The organism is Ramlibacter sp. WS9, from assembly GCF_003797765.1.
In the GTDB taxonomy this organism is placed as follows: domain Bacteria; phylum Pseudomonadota; class Gammaproteobacteria; order Burkholderiales; family Burkholderiaceae_C; genus Ramlibacter.
The window spans coordinates 22,502-45,150 of the sequence record NZ_RKMB01000014.1 but is presented as its reverse complement, the minus strand read 5'-3'; the positions used below and the strand labels follow the sequence as shown (position 1 = coordinate 45,150).

General features: G+C 64.3%; 25 protein-coding genes. 8 read left to right on the top strand and 17 right to left on the bottom strand.

All coding sequences use genetic code 11. The features are described 5' to 3' along the window. Positions 1-233 precede the first annotated feature (233 nt). Together EEB15_RS20055 and EEB15_RS20050 are read left to right on the top strand one after the other, a co-directional pair. Positions 234-497: a hypothetical protein gene (locus EEB15_RS20055; protein WP_199236579.1), complete on the top strand. Its 264-nt coding sequence runs from the start codon at positions 234-236 to the stop codon at positions 495-497. Between the two features lie 34 nt (positions 498-531). Continuing rightward, on the top strand, positions 532-3,090 hold the full coding sequence (locus tag EEB15_RS20050; protein ID WP_141511658.1) for a hypothetical protein: 2,559 nt from the start codon (positions 532-534) through the stop codon (positions 3,088-3,090). Here EEB15_RS20050 and EEB15_RS20045 read toward each other — a convergent pair. From EEB15_RS20045 to EEB15_RS20035, 3 genes are all read right to left on the bottom strand, one after another. Then, a complete protein-coding gene (locus tag EEB15_RS20045) occupies positions 3,085-4,290 on the bottom strand; it encodes a DNA methyltransferase (protein ID WP_141511657.1) in 1,206 nt (401 codons plus the stop codon). The two genes, EEB15_RS20050 and EEB15_RS20045, sit on opposite strands and share 6 nt — an antisense overlap. A gap of 4 nt (positions 4,291-4,294) precedes the next feature. Further along, positions 4,295-4,483, bottom strand: a complete 189-nt coding sequence (locus EEB15_RS20040) for a ribbon-helix-helix protein, CopG family (protein WP_141511656.1) — start codon at positions 4,481-4,483, stop codon at positions 4,295-4,297. 120 nt (positions 4,484-4,603) lie between these two features. Beyond that, complete coding sequence (locus tag EEB15_RS20035) at positions 4,604-5,893, bottom strand: site-specific integrase (protein ID WP_141511655.1); 1,290 nt, start codon at positions 5,891-5,893, stop codon at positions 4,604-4,606. 258 nt (positions 5,894-6,151) lie between these two features. Here EEB15_RS20035 and EEB15_RS20030 point away from each other — a divergent pair, with 258 nt between their 5' ends. Next, complete coding sequence (locus tag EEB15_RS20030) at positions 6,152-6,409, top strand: hypothetical protein (protein WP_141511654.1); 258 nt, start codon at positions 6,152-6,154, stop codon at positions 6,407-6,409. Here EEB15_RS20030 and EEB15_RS20025 read toward each other — a convergent pair. From EEB15_RS20025 to EEB15_RS20005, 5 genes are all read right to left on the bottom strand, one after another. Continuing rightward, positions 6,392-6,892: a hypothetical protein gene (locus tag EEB15_RS20025; RefSeq protein ID WP_141511653.1), complete on the bottom strand. Its 501-nt coding sequence runs from the start codon at positions 6,890-6,892 to the stop codon at positions 6,392-6,394. The genes EEB15_RS20030 and EEB15_RS20025 overlap by 18 nt on opposite strands. A gap of 24 nt (positions 6,893-6,916) precedes the next feature. Then, positions 6,917-7,243, bottom strand: a complete 327-nt coding sequence (locus EEB15_RS20020) for a hypothetical protein (RefSeq protein ID WP_141511652.1) — start codon at positions 7,241-7,243, stop codon at positions 6,917-6,919. 100 nt (positions 7,244-7,343) lie between these two features. Further along, positions 7,344-7,571 (bottom strand): KGG domain-containing protein, encoded by a 228-nt coding sequence (locus tag EEB15_RS20015; RefSeq protein ID WP_141511651.1) that lies wholly within the window; start codon positions 7,569-7,571, stop codon positions 7,344-7,346. A gap of 170 nt (positions 7,572-7,741) precedes the next feature. After that, complete coding sequence (locus tag EEB15_RS20010; RefSeq protein WP_141511650.1) at positions 7,742-9,076, bottom strand: sigma-54 dependent transcriptional regulator; 1,335 nt, start codon at positions 9,074-9,076, stop codon at positions 7,742-7,744. A 3-nt stretch (positions 9,077-9,079) separates the two neighbouring features. Then, positions 9,080-9,343 carry a histidine kinase dimerization/phospho-acceptor domain-containing protein gene (locus EEB15_RS20005; protein WP_141511649.1) on the bottom strand — a complete coding sequence of 88 codons (264 nt, stop codon included), beginning with the start codon at positions 9,341-9,343 and terminating at the stop codon, positions 9,080-9,082. Positions 9,344-9,496: 153 nt separating this feature from the next. Here EEB15_RS20005 and EEB15_RS20000 point away from each other — a divergent pair, with 153 nt between their 5' ends. After that, entirely contained in the window at positions 9,497-10,912 is a 1,416-nt protein-coding gene (locus EEB15_RS20000; protein ID WP_141511648.1) for a HAMP domain-containing sensor histidine kinase, read from the top strand. A 6-nt stretch (positions 10,913-10,918) separates the two neighbouring features. On the opposite strand, the gene EEB15_RS19995 is transcribed toward EEB15_RS20000, so the two are convergent. From EEB15_RS19995 to pcp, 7 genes are all read right to left on the bottom strand, one after another. Further along, on the bottom strand, positions 10,919-11,512 hold the full coding sequence (locus tag EEB15_RS19995; RefSeq protein WP_141511647.1) for a response regulator transcription factor: 594 nt from the start codon (positions 11,510-11,512) through the stop codon (positions 10,919-10,921). A 120-nt stretch (positions 11,513-11,632) separates the two neighbouring features. After that, entirely contained in the window at positions 11,633-12,928 is a 1,296-nt protein-coding gene (locus EEB15_RS19990; RefSeq protein ID WP_141511646.1) for a tryptophan--tRNA ligase, read from the bottom strand. Positions 12,929-12,935: 7 nt separating this feature from the next. Then, entirely contained in the window at positions 12,936-13,610 is a 675-nt protein-coding gene (locus tag EEB15_RS19985) for a site-2 protease family protein (protein WP_141511645.1), read from the bottom strand. A 30-nt stretch (positions 13,611-13,640) separates the two neighbouring features. Continuing rightward, positions 13,641-14,276 (bottom strand): L-threonylcarbamoyladenylate synthase, encoded by a 636-nt coding sequence (locus tag EEB15_RS19980; protein WP_141511644.1) that lies wholly within the window; start codon positions 14,274-14,276, stop codon positions 13,641-13,643. 17 nt (positions 14,277-14,293) lie between these two features. Beyond that, positions 14,294-15,193: a DMT family transporter gene (locus EEB15_RS19975; protein ID WP_141511764.1), complete on the bottom strand. Its 900-nt coding sequence runs from the start codon at positions 15,191-15,193 to the stop codon at positions 14,294-14,296. Between the two features lie 20 nt (positions 15,194-15,213). Next, positions 15,214-16,065: a 3',5'-nucleoside bisphosphate phosphatase gene (locus EEB15_RS19970; protein WP_141511643.1), complete on the bottom strand. Its 852-nt coding sequence runs from the start codon at positions 16,063-16,065 to the stop codon at positions 15,214-15,216. A 74-nt stretch (positions 16,066-16,139) separates the two neighbouring features. Beyond that, positions 16,140-16,811: a pyroglutamyl-peptidase I gene (pcp, locus tag EEB15_RS19965; protein WP_141511642.1), complete on the bottom strand. Its 672-nt coding sequence runs from the start codon at positions 16,809-16,811 to the stop codon at positions 16,140-16,142. A 49-nt stretch (positions 16,812-16,860) separates the two neighbouring features. On the opposite strand from pcp, the gene EEB15_RS19960 reads away from it, so the two are divergent. Both EEB15_RS19960 and EEB15_RS19955 read left to right on the top strand, forming a co-directional pair. Beyond that, positions 16,861-17,742 carry a neutral zinc metallopeptidase gene (locus tag EEB15_RS19960; protein ID WP_141511641.1) on the top strand — a complete coding sequence of 294 codons (882 nt, stop codon included), beginning with the start codon at positions 16,861-16,863 and terminating at the stop codon, positions 17,740-17,742. 105 nt (positions 17,743-17,847) lie between these two features. After that, positions 17,848-19,284 carry a DEAD/DEAH box helicase gene (locus EEB15_RS19955; protein ID WP_141511640.1) on the top strand — a complete coding sequence of 479 codons (1,437 nt, stop codon included), beginning with the start codon at positions 17,848-17,850 and terminating at the stop codon, positions 19,282-19,284. On the opposite strand, the gene EEB15_RS19950 is transcribed toward EEB15_RS19955, so the two are convergent. Beyond that, complete coding sequence (locus EEB15_RS19950; RefSeq protein WP_141511639.1) at positions 19,281-20,111, bottom strand: symmetrical bis(5'-nucleosyl)-tetraphosphatase; 831 nt, start codon at positions 20,109-20,111, stop codon at positions 19,281-19,283. The genes EEB15_RS19955 and EEB15_RS19950 overlap by 4 nt on opposite strands. Before the next feature lie 24 nt (positions 20,112-20,135). Here EEB15_RS19950 and EEB15_RS19945 point away from each other — a divergent pair, with 24 nt between their 5' ends. Continuing rightward, the gene (locus EEB15_RS19945) at positions 20,136-21,470 is read left to right on the top strand and encodes a hemolysin family protein (protein WP_141511638.1); all 1,335 of its coding nucleotides are present in this window, start codon (positions 20,136-20,138) and stop codon (positions 21,468-21,470) included. Positions 21,471-21,484: 14 nt separating this feature from the next. Continuing rightward, entirely contained in the window at positions 21,485-22,234 is a 750-nt protein-coding gene (locus EEB15_RS19940) for a SapC family protein (protein ID WP_158290172.1), read from the top strand. Here EEB15_RS19940 and EEB15_RS19935 read toward each other — a convergent pair whose 3' ends face one another. Then, a complete protein-coding gene (locus EEB15_RS19935) occupies positions 22,235-22,576 on the bottom strand; it encodes a hypothetical protein (RefSeq protein WP_141511636.1) in 342 nt (113 codons plus the stop codon). Between the last annotated feature and the right edge of the window lie 73 nt (positions 22,577-22,649).

The window sequence follows — 22,649 nt, the reverse complement described above, 5'->3', positions numbered from 1 at the left end:
CCATGTTGCATTGCTCCAAGCCCCTAATAGCCTACTTATTTTGTCTAGTTATTGGTTTCCGTGCGCGCACGCGCAACGCGATCGTAATTCCCAGAGGCGCGACAGCACTTTTTGCAAGAATTCGATGGCATTTTGTGCTTCAGATATCGCCTAATTTAGCAAAGATTTTTACGGCTATTTGACAAGGAGATTTGTCGCCAATATGATCTGTCTTTTCGGAAAAGGAGAAGCCCGTGGAATCCGCGACAAAATCGAAATCGGTGGTCAAGGAACTGACCAGCGCGAAGCGTGAAAAGTTCGTTCTACTAGCGGAGAACCGCACCATCAATGCGATCCGTGCCATCCGAGTTATCGGCAAGCTCGGCAACAAGTCCCACTATCAATACGACGAGGCTGACGTAAAGAAAATCGTCAACGCCCTGAACAAGGAAGTCGATGCCCTGAAGGCGCGCATGACCGAGCAAGGCAGTCGTGTTGCCGTCGAGTTCAAGCTGTAGTACCGGATCTCACCTTTCACTACCAAGGGCAACCATGCACTCCAACACCGCCAAGGATCTCTGCGAAAAACTCATCCATGAAGACTCCGAGGCGGAGGTAATCGCCCTTCTCAAGAACGCAGGCTATTGGGACAACCCGGCGTGCTGGCGTTATTACGGCGACAACGAGTTGAATTGGTCGCAGGCGGGCGGACAGCAAGGGCGCGCCGACTTCGCGTTGAACGAAAAGAACATCAACTCGATCGACTCTGTTCTGACGTTGAAGTGTCTGCTCGAAGGGATTGATCCCGAAGGCCCCACCGCGCCGAAGTCCATTCGCGAAGCGGTGGCGAAGTTCATCGAGCACACGGCCAAGCTCACAACGTCGGGTGGCCGGGTCGAAGATTGGCCGGTCAGTTTTCGCACGAAGGTCGCGGAGAATATCTCCGTTTTTACGACAGAAGCGCCCGGCTCCAAATCTTCAACGAAGCCCTCGGTAAACATTGCCGACCTGGGAGAGGGTCATACCCCCGAAGCGTTCCCCGATACCTTGGTCTCCTTAGGCAAGCGCAACAAGGCATCCGTCCCGTTCGTCCAGGGAAAATTCTGTCAAGGCGGAAGCGGAGCCATTCGCCATTGCGGAAATGCCAAGCTTCAGCTCATCGTTTCGCGCCGGCACCCCAAGCTCATCGGGGCGCCCAACGTTTCCGCAAATTACCCCAAGCACGAGAGCGACGATTGCTGGGGCTTTACCATCGTCCGGCGCGAGGAGGCCACAGCGACCAGCAAAATTCCGGTGTTGACTTATCTAGCTCCATTGGGTGCCGATACTGAGCCACGAAAGGGCGGGGTTCTTCGCTTTAAGGCGCCGACGATGCCGCTCTTTCCCAAGGGGGATGTGGCATACAAGCGCGATGTGGAATCTGGAACCCTAATAAAGCTGTATGCCTACCAGCTGAAGAGCACAGGCAACATCATTCGCCGTGACGGCTTGCTGTACAAGCTCGACCTACTCTTGCCAGACCCGGCTCTACCCATTCGAATGCACGAGTGCCGCAAGCGCGCCCATGGGGTAGGCGAAAAGGGGGCGTCCGAGCAGTCGACGACCATGGCCGGACTATTCGCGCGTTTGCAAAAAAGTGACAACCTCGAAGATACGCCGCCAATGAGCATGCCCATCACTATCCAAGGCAAGCAGATTATTGCGCGCGTCTTCGCGTTCAAGCCTACGAAGGCAGCCACGTACAGGAGCAATGAAGGTGTCATCTTTACGGTGAATGGGCAGGCACATGCGGATATCAAGGCCACCATATTTGCCAGGAAGCGCGTTGGGCTTCAGCGGCTCGCCAGAGATCTTCTTGTCGTCGTGGATTGCTCTACGCTCGATGCCAACCAGAGGGATGATTTGTTCATGAGCAGCCGCGACCGCGTGGCCGAGGAATCGCCCCTGTTCACGGAACTGGAACGAAACCTGGAGGACGCACTGCATGAGCACCCGGGGCTGCGCGAGTTGCGCAATAAACGCGCCCAGCAAGACCTTCAAGAACAGTTGAGCGACAACAAGCCGCTCGAATCTGTGCTTAAACACGTGCTGAAGAGTTCGCCGGCATTGGCGAAGCTGTTCGGAAAGGGTGAACGTCTTTCCACACCGTTCAAGCCGGAAAAAGTGCAACCCGACCCCGCGCCGCCCAAACTGCATTCACACCCAACGTACTTCCATTTCACTGGCAAGGAACCAGGCGTGGAACTCAAGAGGGCGGCTCATATGGATCAGAAGTGCCGCGTCATCTTCGCGACGGACGCGGAAGACGCCTATTTCACGCGCAAGTACGATCCTGGAGTGTTCAAATTCCACCGTCTCACGGATGGTCAGTCAGAGCCCATTCAGTCGTTTAATGGACCGAATTTGGTCCGCGGACGTGCCACGATTTCATTCGATCTGCCCGCCAGTGCGAAACCCGGCGACACGCTTATCTACGAAATGATCGTCGAAGACGAAATCATGCAACGCACGTTCAAGAACGTGATGACGTTGCTGGTCGCCCCCGCTATGCACGTAGTCAAGAGCACGCCGTCAGTCAAGCCGCCGCCGCCGGGCAGTAAGCCTGGCCCCGTACCAGACGGTGAAGGGGGAATAGCGCTCCCAACGGTAATCCGCCTGAAGAAGTCGGATCCCAAGTGGGCCGAGCATTTTTCGGATGAGAATTCATGCCTCGATCTCATTGAGGACATCAGTGAGGTTAACGGCAAGTCCGAAATCAGCTACATGTTCTATCTCAATGAGGACAATCTTTCCCTGCAGACAGAACTGAAGGCGAGCAAGTCAAACGCCCAAGTCTTGCTGAAGCAATTTGAAGTTGGTGCAGTATTGATCGGCATGGGTCTGATACATGAGCATCTGCACAAGAAGCCCGGCGCAGCGGCGAGCGACGAGAAAGACGCGGAGGCTAACCTTCAGGACCACGTCCGCGTTTTCAGCCGTGCGGTCGCTCCAGTACTCTTACCCATGATCCAGACCCTGGGGGAATTGGGCGAAGACGACTTGGACGAAAGTGATTTAGCGGGCTTGGCGGAGACCAACGACGTGGACGCGGCCGTCGAGGAAGTTTTATAAACGCTTACGGTGAAACAAGACGACCTCTTGGCTACTGCTAGTGTCGCCGCGTTGGTCCGCGTACCACTTGCGATTTGGCACTGTCCGCCAAAGGCGGCCATCCGATGCGTGATTCACATTTGGCAAAATGCATTCGATCAACCCGACGTCATCAGCTACCGACAAGTAGCGAGGTAGCTGCCATTCCGGCTCCGAGAATGCAACGACCTGCACGACCATGGTTTCCCTTGAACACAGCGCCGCGACGGACTTCAGGGACGCACGCAAATTCGCGAAGTAGGTGTTGAGCTGCACCGTATTGCGCGCGCCCATCGTGTAGTAAGCGGCACCATCGCCGTCCAGTCGATTGGCGATCCAGAACGGAGCCGGAGTTTCTTTTCGACCGTCAACTTGCCATCGGTGATACAGGACATGCACGCCAGGATACGGAGGCGAAGTAACAACCAGCTGGGGCGCTTTCCCAGTGGCAAATATCTTTTCGGTTTCAAGGCCATTCGTTGTCCGATTCAAGCAGTGAACTTTGACCTCAGCGTGGCCCCCAGTCTTGATGGCTTCACGCAGTGCCCGTGATCCTTCAATCATCGCGGCAGCGTCGGTGCACAACATCTCGCGAAAGTCGTCGATCGTCGGCAGCTTTTTGCGTCCATTCAATGCCCATTGCGCGGTACGGAGCACGACACAGCGCGCGAAGGCTTCTAGTCGGCTGCTGTTCAGCAGTCTGGCCGTCTGTAGCACCTGCTCGATGGCCTTCTTTAAGCGCCAGGTCGCCGCACCGTCAAGATTGCGCATGTAACCCGCGTTCTCATACATGACATCCTGAGTCACAGGTGCCCAGATGTTGATCCCCGCTGCGATCGTGCCTGCCCACTTCGTTAATCGTTCCAACTCGGCGTCAGTGAAGAGGGTCGTTTTTACCTCACTGACGAATGTCGCGAGGGAGCTGATATCGGAGCCGATAGCATGGCGGCCTGAAACCATCGCCTCGACGAGCGTGGTGCCACCACCCACAAATGGGTCAAGCACAAGATCGCCCGGATCAGTAAAAGCGTCTATGGCTGCACGGACAAGTTTGGGCGAGAAACGCGCGGGGTACCGATAGAAATTGTGCGTAAGGCCAGCTATGGGCGATGAATCGCAGGCGGCCTCCACCAGATTAGCCAGGCATGCGGGACTTCCCCGGACTCGTTCCGCAATGGTCATTGCCTCACTCCTTCCTCTCTAGCAGCGGCCATCGCTCGCTGACATATTTTTCTGTCGCATCCCGGATGACCCAGGCGACTGACAATTTCTGCTGTTCAGCGATCTGCTCAAGCGTTCGATACAGATCACTGGGGAAGGTAACGGACGTCCGGCGTGTGGTTGTCGTACTCGATTTGGACTTCTTCTGGGCCATGGACAATACCCGTAGCAGAGGTGCACCACTTTACACCATAGTGATGCACGACGAAAGCAGGAGAACCAGGCCACAACTGAAAGGCAGCTAGGCGCAAGGTCGGGCCCTGCAAAAGTCCGCTCACGTTGGTTCGATTTCCATGACCTTGGGTCCCGCCAGGAACTGTGCCCACGCCTCCATCAGCTGACGCCGCTTTTCCAGCAGGTCCGATCTCATGTAGGCGGCTTCCACGCCACCCAGGGCGTGAGCCAGCGCTTGTTCGGCCAGCTCGGACGGGAAGGCCGTGTTTTCGCCAACCCAAACCCGGAAGGCGCTTCGGAACCCGTGAACCGTGGCCTTCACTTTCATGCGCTTCAGCACGGCGAGCAGGGTCATATCGCTCACCTGCCCCAGCTTGTTCGACGGGAACACCAAGTTGCAGTCCTCGATCCGGGGCACGCCCCGCAGCAGCAGCACCGCTGCGTCGCTGAGCGGCACCCTGTGCAGTTTGCCGCCCTTCATTCTTCCGGCAGGCACGGTCCACACCGCCGAGTCCAGATCGATCTCGTCCCAGGTTGCGCCGCGCACCTCGCCCGACCTCGCGGCGGTCAAGACCAGCACTTGCAAGGCCAACGCGCCCATCCCGGCTTGCCCACGCAGGTCCTTCATGAAACTGGGCATGGCGGCGACTGGCAACGCGCGCAGGTGCTTCACCGGCTTAAGCTTCTTGGGATTGCGCAGCTCGGTGTCCAAGTTTCCTTTCCATCTTGCCGGGTTCGGCCCCGAGCGCAGTTCGCTGGATGTAGCCCAATCCAGGACAACGCTAATCCGCTGGCGGAGGCGCTCGGCGGTTTCGGTCCGTGTGTGCCAAAGAGGCTCAAGGACCTCTAGCAGGTGGCTCTTCTTCACCTCATTCACTGGCATGTGCCCGATCTTCGGGTAGGCGTACGTCTCCAGGGTGGCGCGCCACTGCGCGGCGTGCTTGGCGCTGCGCCACTCCGGCGACTTCACTTTCATGAGCCGCTCCGCAGCCTCCTTGAACGTGACCAACTTGGCCTTTGCCTCAGCAGCTGCCTCGGCGGCCTTGGCTTCCGCAGCCAGCTGGTCCGCACGAGCCTTCGCCTGCGCGCCTAGATTGGCCCCTCGGGCCTCTCGCCGGTCAAGGATGGGGTCAATGCCCAACGCCACCAGGTCGCGCGCCTCGCGGCCCTTCTGGCGCGCCTGAGCCAGCGTGACCTCGGGGTATTTGCCCAGCCCCATTTCATGCCGCCGCGCGTCCACCGTGCACCGCAACACCCAGGACGGCGACCGGTCGGGCATCAGTTGCAAGCACAGGCCCGGCGTGCCGCCTACTGCGTGCAAGCGGCGGTCATCGCGCATCTTCAGCCGCGCAACCTCAGCCGCCGACAACTGCTTAGCTATCCGTGCCATAAATCCACAGACCCCGTTTTCGGACCCCGTTATTGATACGGAATTCTGCGCTGGCCTAAGAAGGCCTGAGGATGGAAGGGGAACCGCTCGTACCTCTGAGGAAGCGTGAAGGCGCGCGGCCAAGATGGCCTGCGGAGGCCTAACGGGAGCTCGACGGGCGGGCACCTGCTCCGCCAGCCATCAAGTCCGGCCGCTATCGAAAACGTAGCGGCCGGCTTTTTTTTGGCGTTCTCCATGTAGGAAAAGGATGACGCCCAGGTGCGACTTCTGCTGGTGCTGGACCATGGGGGCGGCCGGTACGATGCGCATCAAATGCTAATCCGCAAGCCTGCCGACGTAAGCAAGGATCTCATCGCGCCCCGATCTGGCCATGGCGCTGCAAGCGTCATCCCCCACATGAATCTGGAGCGGCAGCGCAGGCGTGAATCCGATCCGGACGAAGCCGGCGTGGACGACGTCCAGTTCGCCGAGCCTTCTGAACCGGTGACGCTGGCCAAGCTACGCCGGGAACGATGACGCGGCGCCCAGGCCGCGCGTCGCCGCGACACCCGCCACGCCTTCCAGCTTCACCGCGAGCGCCTGCGTGGCAGCGCGGTGCAGCCGCCACAGTGCCATGAATTGCGTGTCGGCTTCGGACAGCAGCCAAGCCTCCGTGTCCGTCAGCCGAAGCGCTTGCTGCGTCCACAGGAATTCCGCCAATTGCGCGTGGGCGGCGTACAGCTCCTGCGCCTCCCGTTCCAGAGGCGCGAACCATTGCCGCTGGATCGTGCGCACTTCTTCCAGGGCCGCGTCACCGCCCCAGGCATCCGGTTGGAACAACATGGCTTGCCTTTGCGCGGCCACCCATGTCGAGCAACGATCCAGGGCATCGAACAGCTGGGCGGCCATCGCCTGGCGCGTCCACCCCAAGCGTAGGTGCCGGACGATCAAGCCGCTGGCCAGGGCGATCACCGAGAGGCCCACGCCGAGCCAAGCCAGGTAGTAGGCGGTGGTTGACACGGGGGCGCCTCTGGACGCGGTTCGCTAGCGGCCGCCGAACAGCGCGGGAACCAAGAGTCCCAGCCCGCCGCGTGGCCGGTCTTCCTGGCGGGCCAGGCGGTCGGCCTGGGCGGTCCAGGTGCGCGCCAGGCGCGCGAAGGAAGTGCGGCTGTCCGCGCTGAAACATTCGGGTTGCTGCTCGAGCAGCGCGAAGTTGCTGGCGATCTTGCGCGCGAGCAGGTAGCGGTGCGCGGGCGCTGTGTTGTGCATGAAGGCTGTCATCAGCGACAGGGTGGCCAGCCAGAGGGCATTGCAGGCCTGCGCCAGCGCTGCGACATTGGCCTCATGAAGGAGGGCGGCGGGGGCATTCATCGAAACATCGTAGGGCCTGCCGCGCCGAGGCACTGTCAGTGCCTCGGCCCAAGAACGGCCCGCCGTGTCCTACAGCGGGGCGGTCGCGGGAGAACGCGCATCAGCGCTTGCCGGCGGCGCTGCCGTCCTTCGGCTGGTGGCGCTTGCGCCCGGCGACGCGGGCTTCTTCGCTATTGAACTCGTGCGCGTGGCCACTCTGATGCGCGGCGCGGCCACCAAGGCTCGCGATCTCACGCTGGCGTTGCGGATCCATGGCGGCGAAACCACGCGGGTTGCGGCGCGCCGCGATCGGGGTGTCCTTGACCTGTTCCGTGTATTCGAGAGACATGTGGCGTCCTTTCTAGACGGGGGGTTGAAGAGAACTGTCTAGTGGCAATCTTCGTGCCCGCCGTGCGCGCGCGCTATGTTGTTGATTTGCAAGGATTCGGATGTGCGTCGGTTTCTGCCCATCGGTAAATCTTGCGGCAATGCCGAGCAAAGCTCTTTCTTCCGCAGGCCCTAAAGGCCGTATTCTTTCAGGCGGTTGTAAAGGGTCTTCAGGCTGATCCCCAAGCCGGCGGCCGTTCGCTCCTTGTGGAAGTCGTGGTATTCCAGCGTCGCCAGGATCACCCGGCGTTCGACTTCGGCGAGCGGCATGCCCAGCGGCATTTGTAGCGTGCCATCGTAAGCAGCAGTCTGGGCATCCTGCGGCAGCCACTGGTCGCCGATCTCGGGGCCTGCCGCCATCACGTAGGCCCTCTGCATGGCGTTGCGAAGCTCGCGCACGTTGCCCCGCCAGCGGATCGCGGCCAGCCGCTGCTGTGCCGCCGGCGTGATGCGCTTGAAGGCGCCTTCGCGCTGGCCGATCTGCTGCAGGAAATGGTTGGCCAAAAGCGGAAGATCCTCGGCGCGTTCGCGCAAGGTTGGCATGTGCAGCGGAAAGACGTTGAGGCGGTAGTACAGATCTTCGCGCAAACTGCCCTGGCCGACAGCCCGCAGCGGGTCTCGGTTGGTGGCCGCGATGACGCGCACGTCGGTTTCCTGCGGCACGGTGGACCCGACGCGCATGAAGGTCCCCGTCTCCAGCACGCGCAGCAGCTTGACCTGCAGCGAAGGCGGCATCTCGGTGATCTCGTCCAGGAACAGCGTGCCGCCGTGCGCTCGTTCGAAGAAGCCCAGGTGTTGGCGCTCGGCGCCGGTGAAACTGCCTTTTTCGTGGCCGAAGATCTCGCTTTCCATCAGGTGTGGCGAGATCGCGCCGCAGTTGATCGCGAGAAACGGATGCGCCCGCCGGCGGCTCAGGTCGTGCAGGGTGCGGGCCGCCAGTTCCTTGCCGGTGCCGCTTTCGCCCGTGATGAGCACCGTGACCGAGGTGGCGGCGACGCGGCCGATCTGCTCATACACGCGCTTCATCGCGTCGGAGGTCCCCACCAGGTGCCCGAAGCGGCCCGTACGGTTCAGGTCGAGCCGGAAGTTGTCGACCTCCGCCCGCATCACCGCCGGCGGGCTGACGCGCGACAGGACGCTGTGCAACTGCCGCGCACTGACGGGCTTGATCAGGTAGTCCGCAGCCCCATAACGCAGGGCCTGGATCGACGTTTCCAAGGTGGCGTTGCCCGTCATCAGCACGATTTCGGAACTGCCGATCAAGTCGTGCTCATCCAGCAGCGACATGCCATTGCCGTCCGGAAGGCCCAGGTCCAGCAGCACCACGTCGGGGGTTTGCAATGCGATCTGGCGGCGGGCATCGTACAGCGATGGCGCCGTGGCGGCCGAAAAGCCCTTCTGCGTCACCAGCGTCGCCATCATCCGCGCCGAGTCGACGTCATCTTCGACGATCAATGCGTGGCTCATCGTTCAGATCTCCTGCCTGGAAGCGATGGTGCGTCCGATGCGCACCAACTCATCCAACACACTCCCCATCTGGCGTACCTGGCGCGCGATCACGGCGCGTGCCGAGGCGTCGTCCGGCGATCCGGGCGTCACGGAGTCCAGTACTTCGCTTGCCGCCAACAGTGCGCCCAACGGTGTACGCAACTCATGGTTGAGCAAGGCGATGAATTCATCATGCCCGAACGACTTGCTCTCGCAGAGAGCTAGGGCTTGCTCAAGGCGTTGCATTTGCTTGCATAAGAAACGTTGTGCAGAGAGCCAGCGTACTCCGGCCGGGCTGATTTCGGTTGTAGGACGTGTCTGGCAGGCGTGTCGGACAACGCCGTCAACAATGGCGCCTTTGGTCCCTCCGACTTACATCGATGTTCTAGACTCGGGCCCATGAAACCCGACGTCCAGCCCGTGATCGCCACGCCCGCAGAGGCCCAGTGGGTCGAGGCGGAGCTGATCCGCAGCCTGATGCGGACGGCGCGTACCACCCAGCTGGCCGGATGGCTGCTGATCCCGATCTTCGTGGGCGTGCTGTGGGACGACGCGACCGTCGGCGTGCTGCTGCTGTGGGCCGGCGTCGCCCTGATGGTGGCGGCCGCCCGTTTTTCCATCATCCGCAAGTACGTCGCCCAGGTGATGGCGCGCGGGCCCGCGGGCCACCTGGCCTTTTTCAGGCGCTACCGCATTCTCTGGCCGATCAGCGCTTTCGTGTGGGGGCTGACGGCGCTCCTTTATTTCGACCGCTCGTCGCTGGCCGACCAGTTCATCTGCTGGCTGATCATGGCGGGGCTGGCGATGTTCTCGATCAACAGCCTGTCCAGCCACCTGGCGACCATGCGCGCCTACCTGGACACGCTGGCCTTCACGGCGCTGGCGGTGATGGGCTGGCGGGTGGGCATCGAGCTGCAGTTCCACGGCCCGTACTATCACTACTGGGTGATCGCGCTGCTGGTGATCTTCTGGCAGGTGCTGCGCCAGGCGGGCCTGCGCCTGCACGTCACGCACCGCAAGAACTTCGAGCTGCAGTACCGCAACAACCAGCTGATCGAATCGCTCACCCGGCAGACCCAGGCCGCGCTCGACGCGGTGGAAATCAAGAACCGGTTTCTCGCCAGCGCGGCGCACGACATCCGCCAGCCGGTGCACGCGCTCAGTCTCTATGCCGACTGGCTGGGCAGCGAGCCGGAACTGGTGCACGAGATCGCGCCCAAGATCGTGGAATCGACCAAGGCCGTCAACGCGCTGTTCGATTCGCTGTTCGACCTGGTACGGCTGGACTCCGGCAAGATCAAGCTGAACATCGAGGCGGTCGACCTGGGCAAGCTGCTGCACGACCTGGAGCTGCAGTACCGGCCGCTCGCCCAGGCGAAGGGCCTCGAATTTCGGGTCCATGCCTCGGCGGGCACGGTGCTGTCAGACCCGATTCTCTTGCGGCGCATCGTCGGCAACCTGGTGTCGAACGCCGTCAAGTACACGCAGCGCGGCGGCGTGCTGCTGGCGTCGCGCTCCACGGCCAACGGCCCGCGCATCGAGGTGTGGGACACTGGGTTGGGCATCGCACCGGTGCACCAGCGCGAGATCTTCCGGGAGTTCTACAAGGTGCCGAGCCACGCTGGCACCGAAGACGGCTTCGGCCTGGGGCTGTACATCGTGGCCCGCCTGGCGGCCATCCTCGGCCATCCGCTGGGCCTGGCCTCGCGGCCGGGGCGCGGTACGGTGTTCCGGCTGATGCTGCAGCCCACCGACGCGCAGGATGCGGCCGATCGCGCGGCCGCGTCCGTCGCTCAGCTGGTGAGCATGCCTTGACCAGCTTCAGCTGGTCAACATGCCATGCGTGCGGGCGTAGTGGATGGTCTGGGTGCGGCTCTTGACGCCGAGCCGCCGGAACAGGCGCCACAGGTGGACCTTGACCGTGTGCTCGCTGATGCCCAGCTCGTCGGCGATCTCGCGGTTGGACAGCCCACGATCGAGCATGACGATCAGCTGCTTTTGCCGCTTGGACAGCTTGTTGTCGGTGGGCGAGAGTTCTTCGAAGCCGCCGTCGGCGTTGATCAGCGCGCGCAGCGCATTGCCGATCTCCTGGGCGCCTGAAGACTTCTCGATGTAGATGTCGGCGCCGGCGTCGATGCAGTGCTCTTCGGCGTCGGCCGCCGGGGATGCGGACAGCACGGCCAAGGGCGTGTCCGAAAAGCGGTTCTTCATCTCGTGGATGCCGGAGGTGCCGGTGGTGTCCGGCAGCTTCAGGTCGAGGCAGATGAGATCGGGCGCGCCGTGCTGCTTGACCGCGGCTTCGACACCGCCGATGCGGTCGAGCTCGACGATGGTGGCGCCGGGGCGCAGCCTGCGCAAAAGCATGACCACCGCCTCGCGCATCAACGGGTGATCGTCGATGACGTAGAGGATCATGGGCTTGGGCGGCGTGGTCGGGGTTTTGATATCAGCGGACATAAGAAGGAAGGATAACCTCGATTGGCGGATGCGCGCTAGGGATTGCCCTTTAGCATGCCATCAGCGGCGAGTCTTTCCTCAGGCCTGAGCGAGCAGCGCAAGCGCCTGGGTCAGCGCGGCCGGCGTGACCCCGTCAGCCAGTTGCAAGGTGTCCTGCAGGCCGTCGAGCCGGCCCTGTTTGAGCTGGGCGACGGCCCGGCCCGCGTCCTGGGGCGAGCCGAAGCCGGTGCTCTGGGCCAGCAGGGTGCCGCCCGCATCCACCACCTTGAAGTAGTGCAGGCCGTCGGCCTCGCGGTATTGCTTGAACGACGGCAGCGCCGCCTTGGCCTGCTTGTCCTTCTTGGCCGGGGCGGCCTGGCTGGCCAGGCTGCGAAGACCCACGGCCTCGCGCAGCTGGCGCATGTAGGGCGTGGCGGTGGCACGGGCCTTCTCGGCGCCCCGCCGCAGCGTCGCCTCGATCAGCGCCGGGTCGGCGATCAGGGACTCGTAGCGTTCGCGCAGGGGAGAGATCTCCTGGTCGATGCGCTCGAAGAGCTGCTGCTTGGCGTCGGCCCACGAGATGCCGGCCGCAAAGGCCTTGGCAAACTGCGCCGTCTCGTCGACCGAGGCGAAGGCTTCGTAGATCTGGAACAGGGCCGAGCCCTCGGTGGCCTTGGGCTCGCCAGGCGCGCGCGAGTCGGTCACGATGCCCGCGATCAGCTTGCGCAACTGCTCGCGCGGGGCAAAGAGCGGGATGTGGTTGTCGTAGCTCTTGCTCATCTTGCGGCCGTCAACGCCCGGCAGCAGGGCCACCGTCTCGTCGATCTGCGCCTCGGGCAGCACCAGCAGGTCGCCATACAGGTGGTTGAAGCTGTTGGCGATGTCGCGCGCCATTTCCACATGCTGCACCTGGTCGCGCCCCACCGGGATCTTGTGGGCCTTGAACATCAGGATGTCGGCGGCCATCAGCACCGGGTACATGAACAGGCCGGCCGTCACGTCGACGTCCGGATCGTTGCCGGCGGCCAGGTTCTTGTCGACCGACGCCTTGTAGGCGTGCGCGCGATTGAGCACGCCCTTGCCCGTGAGGCAGGTGAGCAGCCACGTCAGCTCGGGGATTTCGGGGATGTCGGACTGGCGGTAGAACAGCACCCGCTCCGGGTCCAGCCCCACCGCCAGCCACGTGGCCGCGATCTCCAGTGTGGAGCGCTGCACCCGCGCCGGCTCGTCGCACTTGATGAGCGCGTGGTAGTCGGCCAGGAAGTAGAAGTTTTCGGTGCCGGGGCGGCGGCTGGCTTCGATGGCCGGGCGGAACGCGCCCACGTAGTTGCCCAGGTGGGGCGTGCCGGTGGTGGTGATGCCGGTGAGGAAGCGGATGGGGGCGGTCGGGCTCATGGCGAAGTCAATGGAAGAGGGCAGTCAGGGGCGTCAGCAGCAGGGCGATGGCGCTGTAGCCTGCCGATATCAAAGGCCGCAGCCAGTACGCACCCATCAGGCCGGGCGGAATGGCGACAAGGGCCAGAACGATGAAGAACCCCCAAGGCTCGATACGGCTCACCGCGTGGGCTTGGCGGTACGGCAGCAGGCCCACCAGGATGCGCCCGCCATCGAGCGGCGGCAGCGGGAACAGGTTGAAAGCCCACATCACCAGGTTGACGAGGATGCCGGCCTTGGCCATTTCGATGAAGAAGCGCTCCTCCACGCCCGAACCTGCCAGCGCCGTGAAAGCGATCGCCCAGGCAATGGCCTGGACGAAGTTGGACGCGGGGCCTGCGAGCGCGACCCAGATCATGTCGCGCTTGGGCCGGCGCAGGTGGCCGAAGTTCACCGGCACCGGCTTGGCGTAGCCGAACAGAAAGGCGCCCGACGTCGCGAAGTACAGCATCAGCGGCATCAGGATGGTGCCGATCGGGTCGATGTGCTTGATCGGGTTGAGGGTGACGCGGCCCATCATGTACGCCGTGTTGTCGCCCAGCGCACGTGCCACGTAGCCGTGCGCGGCCTCGTGGATCGTGATGGCGAACAGCACGGGCAGTGCGTAGATGAGAACGGTTTGGATTAGGTTGGTGGTGTCCACCGAGGGATTGTCTCAGACGGGCAATGACAGTCAGAGACCCAAAGCCGCGATGTCGCCCCGTCCCTCGCGCACCACGACCGCTTCACCACCCGTCCCCATCGGCGTCAGGTCGATCACGCTGGTGGGCTCGGACGGACAGGCACCTGCGTCGATGACGCCGGCGATCTGCTTCTCGAAGCGGTCTCGAATCTCGTGCGCGTCGTTGAGCGACTGCGACTCGTTCGGTGCGATCAGCGTCGTCGCCAGCAGCGGCGCGCCGTGCAGCGCCAGCAACTCCTGCAGCACCTTGTGGTCCGGCACGCGCAGGCCGATGGTCTTGCGCTGCGGGTGGCTCACGCGGCGTGGCACTTCTCGCGTGGCTTCGAGGATGAAGGTGTAGGCGCCGGGTGTGGCCGACTTGAGCAAGCGGTATTGCCGGTTGTCGACGCGCGCGTAATTGGCCAGCTCGCTCAGGTCGCGGCACAGCAGCGTGAGGTGATGCTTCTCGTCCACCTGGCGGATCTGCCGCAGCCGGTCGGCAGCGGCCTTGTCGTCCAGGTGGCAAGCGAGCGCATAGCTGGAGTCGGTGGGCACGGCGACCACGCCGCCCTTTTCGAGCAGCGCGACGGCCTGCTTCAGCAGGCGCGGCTGCGGATTGTCAGGGTGAACTTCGAAATACTGGGCCATGGTGTTTCAGGGTGTGTTCAAGCTTCCGCGGCTTCGGCAGTTTCCATGGGGCGGCGGCCCTCGCGCACGGTGAGCCAGGCACCGGCCGCGCCGCACACCGCGATCATCACCATGCCGATCATGGCCCAGCCATCGGGCACGTGGGAGAACACGAGCCATCCGCCCAGCATGGCGAACGCGATCTGCGCGTATAAATAGGGCGTGAGTGTGCCAGCAGGCGCGCGCTGGTAGGCCAGGATCAGCATGAAGTGGCCGACGGTGCCCATCAGACCCATGAAGAGCAACCCGGCCCACAGCCACCACACGGGCAGCGCCGTCCAGACGAAGGGCAGGGCCAGCGACGCGATCAGCGTGCCGACCCAGCCGGTGTACAGGTGCATCGTCACCGGGTCCTCGGTGCGCGCGAGCTTGCTGGTCAGCACCTGGAACCATGCATTGGAGGCCACCAGGCCCAGCGGCAGCAGGCTGGCCCAGTTGAAGGCGTCGCCGCCGGGGCGGATGATGACGAGCGTGCCTGCGAAGCCGCCGGCCACCAGGGCCCAGCGCATGGCCGACACTTTCTCCTTGAGCACCGTGGCGGCCAGCACGGTGATGGCCAGCGGCGCGATCATGACGATGGCTGTGAATTCGCCCACCGGCATGTACTTGAGGCTGGCGAATGCGAACAGGCTGCTGGTGAGGAGCAGCACGCCGCGCAGCACCTGGAACTTCGGGTGCAAGGTGCGCAGCGCGCGCATGCCGCGCAAAGGCAGCACCACGGCGGTCGTGGCGACCGCCTGGAACGCGTAGCGGAACCACAGGGCCATCAGCAGCGGCACCGACGCGCTGACGAACTTGGTCACCGTGTCCAGTGCGGCGAAGCAGGCGCCGGCCGCCACGACCAGCGCGATGCCGGCCAGCGACCGGCTGGCGGCCATGGTGCTGCCGGGCGCGGGCGTCACCGGATGCGATCGGCCAGCAGTTCCCACACGGGCGTCAGCGTGCCGGGCAAATAGGGGAGCTGGCCCAGGTCGGTGTGGCTCTCATCGGGGCTGTGAAAGTCGCTGCCGCGCGAAGCGGCCAGGCCGAATTCACGGGCGGTTTCGGCGTACGTCACGTATTCCGCGGCGGTGTGGCTGCCGACGACAACCTCCACGCCCTTGCCACCGTGGGCCTTGAACTCGGTGAACAGCGCGTATTCCTCGTTCGCCGTGAAGTGATACCGCGCCGGGTGCGCGATGACCGCGATGCCGCCGGCGCGCGTGATCCACCGGATGGCCGGGCCCAGCGCGGCCCAACGGTGCGACACATAGCCCGGTTTGCCTTCGACCAGGAAGCGCCGGAAGACTTCACTCGTGTCCTGGCAAACGCCGCTGTCCACCAGGAAACGCGCGAAGTGGGTGCGCGAGATCAGCTCGGGGTTGCCCACGTACTTGAGCGCGCCTTCGTAGGCGTCCTTGATGCCCACCCGTGCCAGGCCCTCGGCCATCTCGCGGGCGCGTGCGCCCCGGCCGCCGCGCGTCGCCAGCAGGCCCTGCTTCATCTCCGGGTCATCGGCGTCGAAGCCCAGGCCTACGATGTGGACGGTGTGGCCCGCGAAGGTGACGGAGATTTCGGTGCCGGTGAGGTACTTCATGCCGTGACTTCGCGCGGCCGCTGCGGCGCGGTGCTGGCCGGCGATCTCGTCATGGTCGGTGAGAGACCACAGCTCGACCCCGTTGGCCGCCGCGCGGGCCGCGAGCTCTTCGGGCGTCAGCGTGCCGTCGGACACCACGGAGTGGCAATGCAGGTCGGCGTTGAGGATGGACACGACCCGATTTTAGGGCGCGGGCCATTTCCCGTGCCGGGCTGCGTGTACGTTGCGCTGTAGCCTGCTGCCACTTTTCAATTCAGGCTACCGGCTTCCTTGCGAATATCTTGTGCTGTGACGAGCGCGCAGGCGATGGCGACCTTGATGCCTTGGACGATCTCGTCCAGCCGCATCGAGGGCTGGCCCTGCGCCGGCAACCAGGGGACATGGATGAAGCCGCCGCGCGTGCGCTGCAGGTCACGCTGCGTCGCCAGCTCGTGCATGAGCCCATAGAACACGTGATTGCAAACGAAGGTGCCGGCCGTTTGCGATACCTCTGCGTTGATGCCCTCGGCCAGGAGGCTGGCCAGCATCGCCTTGATGGGAAGGCTGGTGAAGTAGGCTGCCGGCCCGCCCGCGACCACGGGGGTATCGACCGGCTGGACCTGGTCGTTGTCCGGAATGCGGGCATCGTTGACGTTGATCGCCACACGTTCCAGCGACAGTGCAACGCGGCCCGCGGCTTGCCCGGCGCCAACGACGAGGGCCGGACGGTGCCGATGCAGCAGGCCCCGCAGCACCTCCAGCGAATGGCCGAAGACGCAGGGCAATTGCGCGCCGATGAGCCTGTGCCCAGCGACTGTCCGGCCATGCAGCGCCTGCGCGGCCATCCAGCTGGGGTTGACGTCTTCGCCACCGAAAGGCTCGAAGCCCGTTACCAACACCGTGGGAAAGCGCCCCACGGCTGGGCCTGTTGGAGATACCATGGATTCACTGTACCGCAGCGGTGGTACCACGAAAGCACAGGAGACAAGCATGCGTTGGGAAGGCAATCGGGAATCGGACAACGTCGAGGACGCGCGCGGCAGCGGCGGGGGAGGCGGCGGTTTCGGCTTCGGCGGCCGCAGCATCGGCATCGGCACGATCGTCATCGCGCTGGTGGGCGGCGCCATCTTCGGCATCAACCCGCTCACCATCCTGGGCGTGCTCACAGGCGGCGGTGGCCCGGCGCCGGTGCAGCAGCAGGGTCCGGCGCAAGCGCCGCCCGCCAACGACCAGATGGCGAAGTTCGTCTCCACCGTGCTCGCCGACACCGAAGATGTGTGGACCGGGCTCTTCACCAAGGGCGGTGCGACGTACATCAAGCCGAAGCTGGTGCTGTTCCGCGGCGCCGTACGCACCGGGTGCGGACAGGGCCAAGCGGCCATGGGCCCTTTCTACTGCCCGGCCGACCAGAAGGTCTACATCGACCTGGACTTCTACGAAACGCTCAAGACGCGCCTGGGCGCGCCCGGCGACTTCGCGCAGGCCTACGTGATAGCACACGAAGTCGGCCACCACGTGCAGAAGCTGCTGGGGCTCACCGACAAGGTGGACCAGTTGAGGGGCCGCGCCAGCCAGGCCGAAGGCAACGCGATGAGCGTGCGGCTGGAGTTGCAAGCCGACTGCTTTGCGGGCGTGTGGGCCCACCACGCCCAGAACGCCCGCCAGATTTTGGAGCAGGGCGATGTGGAAGAAGCCATGAATGCCGCGGCCAAGATCGGCGACGACGCGCTGCAAAAGGGCCGGGGTGCCGGCGCCGTGGTGCCGGAAAGCTTCACCCACGGCACCAGTGCACAGCGGCAGCGTTGGTTCTCCACCGGCCTGAAATCGGGCAGCGTGAAGGCCTGCGACACCTTTGCCAGCAACAACCTTTGACTCGAAATAGCCCTTAAGTCCTAGTTTCTGGTGGTCCTGATTTCTCTTTGCGTCCGCATCCGACCCCGCCGGGTGCGACAATAGAGGGTTCATCAACGACTGCCGATGCCTAGTTCCTTCTCCAATCTTTCGCTGGCCGCCCCGCTGGCCCGTGCCGTGGCCGAAATGGGCTACGAGCAAATGACACCCATCCAGGCGCAAGCCATCCCGGTCGTGCTGACGGGGAAGGACGTGATGGGCGCGGCGCAAACCGGCACCGGCAAGACAGCGGCGTTCGCGCTTCCGCTGCTGCAGAGGCTCCTCAAACACGAGAACACATCGACTTCGCCCGCGCGCCACCCGGTGCGGGCGCTGGTGCTGCTGCCGACGCGAGAGCTGGCCGACCAGGTCGCACAGCAGGTCAAGATGTACGCCAAGTACACCAACCTGCGCAGCGCGGTGGTGTTCGGCGGCATCGACATGAAGCCGCAGACGATCGAATTGAAGAAAGGCGTCGAAGTGCTGGTGGCGACGCCGGGCCGATTGCTCGACCACATCGAAGCCAAGAACGCGGTGCTGAACCAGGTCGAATACGTGGTGCTCGACGAAGCAGACCGCATGCTGGACATCGGCTTCCTGCCCGACCTGCAGCGCATCCTGTCCTTCTTGCCCAAGGCGCGCACCACGCTGCTGTTCTCGGCCACGTTCTCGCCCGAGATCAAGCGCCTGGCCAACAGCTACCTGCAGGATCCGATCACCATCGAAGTGGCGCGCCCCAACCAGGAAGCGTCCACGGTCGAACAGCATTTCTACAGTGTGTCCGACGAAGAGAAGCGCCACGCGCTCAAGCAGATCGTGCGATCGCGCGGCTTGAAGCAGGCCTTCGTGTTCGTCAACAGCAAGCTCGGCTGCGCGCGTCTCGCGCGTTCGCTCGAACGCGAAGGCATGAACACCACCGCACTGCACGGCGACAAGAGCCAGGACGAGCGGCTGAAAGCGCTCGCCGCGTTCAAGGCCGGCGAGGTTGACCTGCTCGTGGCCACCGACGTCGCGGCGCGCGGCCTGGACATCAAGGATGTGCCGGCAGTGTTCAACTTCGACGTGCCCTTCAACGCCGAAGACTATGTGCACCGTATCGGCCGTACCGGCCGTGCCGGCGCCTCGGGCCTGGCCGTCACGTTCGTTTCGGGCAGCGACGCGCGCCTGGTCGGCGATATCGAAAAGCTGCTCAAGCGCAAGATCGAGCTGGAAGCGCTGGAGTTCGACGAGGACACGCCTCGTGGCCGCATCAACGACGGCCGCCGCGCCTGGCGCGAAGCCGGCGAAGTGGGCGACCCGCGCGACGTGCTGGACGCCCCGCGCGATCGCGCACCGCGCCCGCAGCGCGAGTACCGCGCCCCCGCGGCCCCGCGCGACCCGTTCTTCGACCAGCCTTACCAGGCACCGTCGACCGATGCGCCCCCCGCGTGGGAGGCCGGTGCCAAGCCCGCGACCAGCCGTGTGTCGACGAACATCAAGCCCAAACGCAAGGTGGCGGCGCTGTTCAAGGCCGAAGAGGCTTAGTCCCCAGGCACCTGCGCCTGCTCGCACTTCTCCTGGATCAGTTCATGCGTACCTTGCGGTCCCAGCCGCAGCGCGCTCAAACAGCCGCCCCACACGCAGCCCGTGTCCAGTGAAATGATGTCTGGCCGTTGCATGAACCCCAGCGTCGACCAATGCCCGAAGGCGATCGTTTCACGCGCGGTCTTGCGTCCGGGAACATCGAACCACGGCAGGTAGCCCGGCGGCGCATCGCGCAGGCCGCCCGAAGCCCGCAAGTCCATCTCGCCTTCAGGCGTGCAGAACCGAAGCCGCGTGAGGGCGTTAACGATCACGCGCAAGCGATCCGCGCCTTGCAAGCTGTCGTCCCATTGCGCCGGCTCGTTGCCATACATCCGCGCCAGGAAATCCACCAACCCTTGCCCGCGCAAAGTGGCCTCCACTTCCGCGGCCAGCGACAAGGCCTGCGCCAGGTCCCATTGCGGCAGCACACCGCCGTGCACCATGAGCACGCCATGCGCGTGGATGGCCATGCGCCGGTGCCGCAGCCACTCCAGCATCGCGTCCCGGTCCGGCGCCAGCAGCACGGAGTCCATCGTGTCGTTGCGGTGCGGCGCGCGAAGGCCGTGCGCCACCGCGAGCAGGCTGAGGTCGTGGTTGCCCAGCAGGCATTGCGCGGCGTCGCCATAGCCCGTGAGCCGGCGTAGCACTGCCGCCGATTCGGGCCCGCGGTTGACCAGGTCGCCCAGCAGGTAAATCGTGTCGCGGCTGGGGAAGAAATCGATCTTTGCCAAGAGGCGCGCCAGGGGCGCGTCGCAGCCCTGCACGTCTCCAATCAAGTAAAGTCCCATGGTGTTTGATTCTCGCCCCGAATTGTGGAAATCCTGCTGATTGCGCTGCTGACGCTGCTCAACGGCGTGTTCGCCATGTCCGAGATGGGCCTGGCCTCCAGCCGCAAGGCGCGGCTGGCCGCGATGGCGGAGGCGGGCGACGCGGGGGCGGCCGCTGCGCTGAAGCTGATGGAAACGCCAACGCGCTTCCTGTCCACCGTGCAGGTGGGCATCACGTCCATCGGTGTGCTCAATGGCATCGTGGGCGAAGCAGCCTTCAGCGATTCGCTGGCGCGCTGGCTGCAGGGCCTGGGCATGGGTGCGCGGCCTTCGGGCTATGTGGCCACGGCCATCGTCGTCACAATCATCACCTACATCACCATCATCTTCGGCGAGCTGGTGCCCAAGCGCATCGCCCAGCTTCATCCCGAGGCGGTCTCGCGCTGGCTCGCACGGCCCATGGCGTGGCTGGCCCGCGCCGCGGGGCCGTTCGTCAAACTGCTTTCGGCTTCGACGCAGGCCGTGCTGAAGCTGCTCGGCATCGATACCACGCTCTCGCGCGGCATGACCGAAGAAGAAATCGCCCACAGCCTCGAAGAGGGCGTGGACGCCGGCGTCATCGAGCAGCACGAGCGCCAGATGGTGCAGAACGTGTTCCACCTCGACGATCGCCCGCTCACGTCGATGATGATCCCCCGCTCCGATGTCGAGTGGCTGGACGCCGGCCTGGGTGTTGCCGCTGCGTTGCGCAAGATCGGCGACGATGGCGCGCACTCGTGGTATCCGGTGTGCCGCGGCTCGCTCGACGATGTGCTGGGCGTCGTGAGCGTCGCACGGCTGCTGGCGCTGGAGCGTGATCCGGCAGGAACGCTGGAGGCGCATGCCACGCCCGCCCTCTTCGTGCCCGAGACGCTGAGCGGCATGGAACTGCTGGAGCAGTTCCGCTCGCGCTCCGGCCGGATGGTCTTCGTGGTGGACGAATACGGCGTGGTGCAGGGCCTGATGACGCCGCACGACCTGCTGGAGGCCATCACCGGCGAACTCCAACCGGGTGCGCAGGCCGATGCGTGGGCCACACAACGCGCGGACGGCTCCTGGTTGCTCGATGGCCTGATGCCGGTGGCCGAACTCAAGGCGCGGTTGGGCATCCGCGAGCTTCCGGAAGAAGACAAGGGCCGCTACAACACCGTGGCGGGCCTGTTGATGTCGGTGTCGGGTAGTTTGCCCGAGGTCGGCGAATGCATCGAATGCGGCGACTGGCTGTTCGAGGTGGTCGACCTGGACGGCAGGCGTATCGACAAGGTGCTGGCCAGCGCGCGGGGGCAGGGCCACGCCGTGCCGGCCGAAAACAACGCGGCCCCTGCCCGGGCCCCAACCTGAAATCCGAGGAGACGATGTCGGACACCATGTACTACGAAAAGCCGGTGCTGCTCGAGCGCGACAAGCATCGCCATCGCCGCGTGCGGCCCAGCACCAGCTTCGCATTCGCGCGCAAGGCCAACTCGCTGTACCTGGCCGGCGCGGAATTCGCCGAAGCTTGCAAGGAGTACCCGATCGTCTTCACGCGCAGCGGCGGTGCCGTCGTGCCCGTGGCCATGCTCGGCCTGCGCGCACGGGAAAACCTGTTCGTCAACGAGGAGGGGGAGTGGACGGGCAAGTACATCCCCGCGTTCGTCCGTCGCTACCCATTCGTGCTGACCGAGCTCGCCGGACAGGCCACCATGGGCGTGTGCATCGACGAGGCCTTCCCGGGACTGAACGACACGGAAGGCGAGGCGCTGTTCGATTCGCAGGGCAACGTCACGCCGTTCCTGAAGAACGCCGTCGACTTCCTCACCCGCTACCAGCAGGAGTATCGCCGCACCGAAGCCTTCTGCCAGCGCCTGGTGCAAGCGGACCTGCTGACCGAGATGAACGCGAAGGCGGACCTTTCCGATGGCCGAACCTTCACCGTGAACGGGCTCCTGGTGGTCGATGAAAAGAAGCTGATGGCGCTTCCGGACGCGGTCGCGCTGTCGCTGTTTCGCGCCGGCGAGCTGCACCTGATCTCGATGCACCTGATGTCGCTGCCCAACATGAAGAAGCTGGTCGACCAGATGGCCGGCCGCAAGGTGCAGCTGCAGCCGGCGCCGAAGCCCGCCTGACTACCGGGCCGAGGCCGCAGGGAATTTGGAGCCGTCGATCACGTCGACGGCGTCCTGGGCCACCAGGCGTGCCAGCAGGCGGTCGACGTCCTGGGCGCGCAGCTTGGAGTTGGAGAGGATCCACTGGCGGTTGACGGGGCGGTTGCTCATGACCGAAAGGGCGCGCAGCACGTCCGCCGTCCGGCTGGCGGACGGCAGCTCGGGCCAGTGCTTGAGGCGATAGATCAGCCCATCGCCGACGTTGTCCAGGTCGTCCCGCTGCGACGGCATGAAGCGCAGGTCGGCGAACGACGTCGTCGTCTTCCTGGCCCATTCGCACAGCGTGTCGTAGACACTTGGCATCACCCGTCCCTCGTTCAAAGCTATGGACCGAGTCTGGCTTGCCGGGCGGGCGGCGCTTTAGGGGAATCGTCGC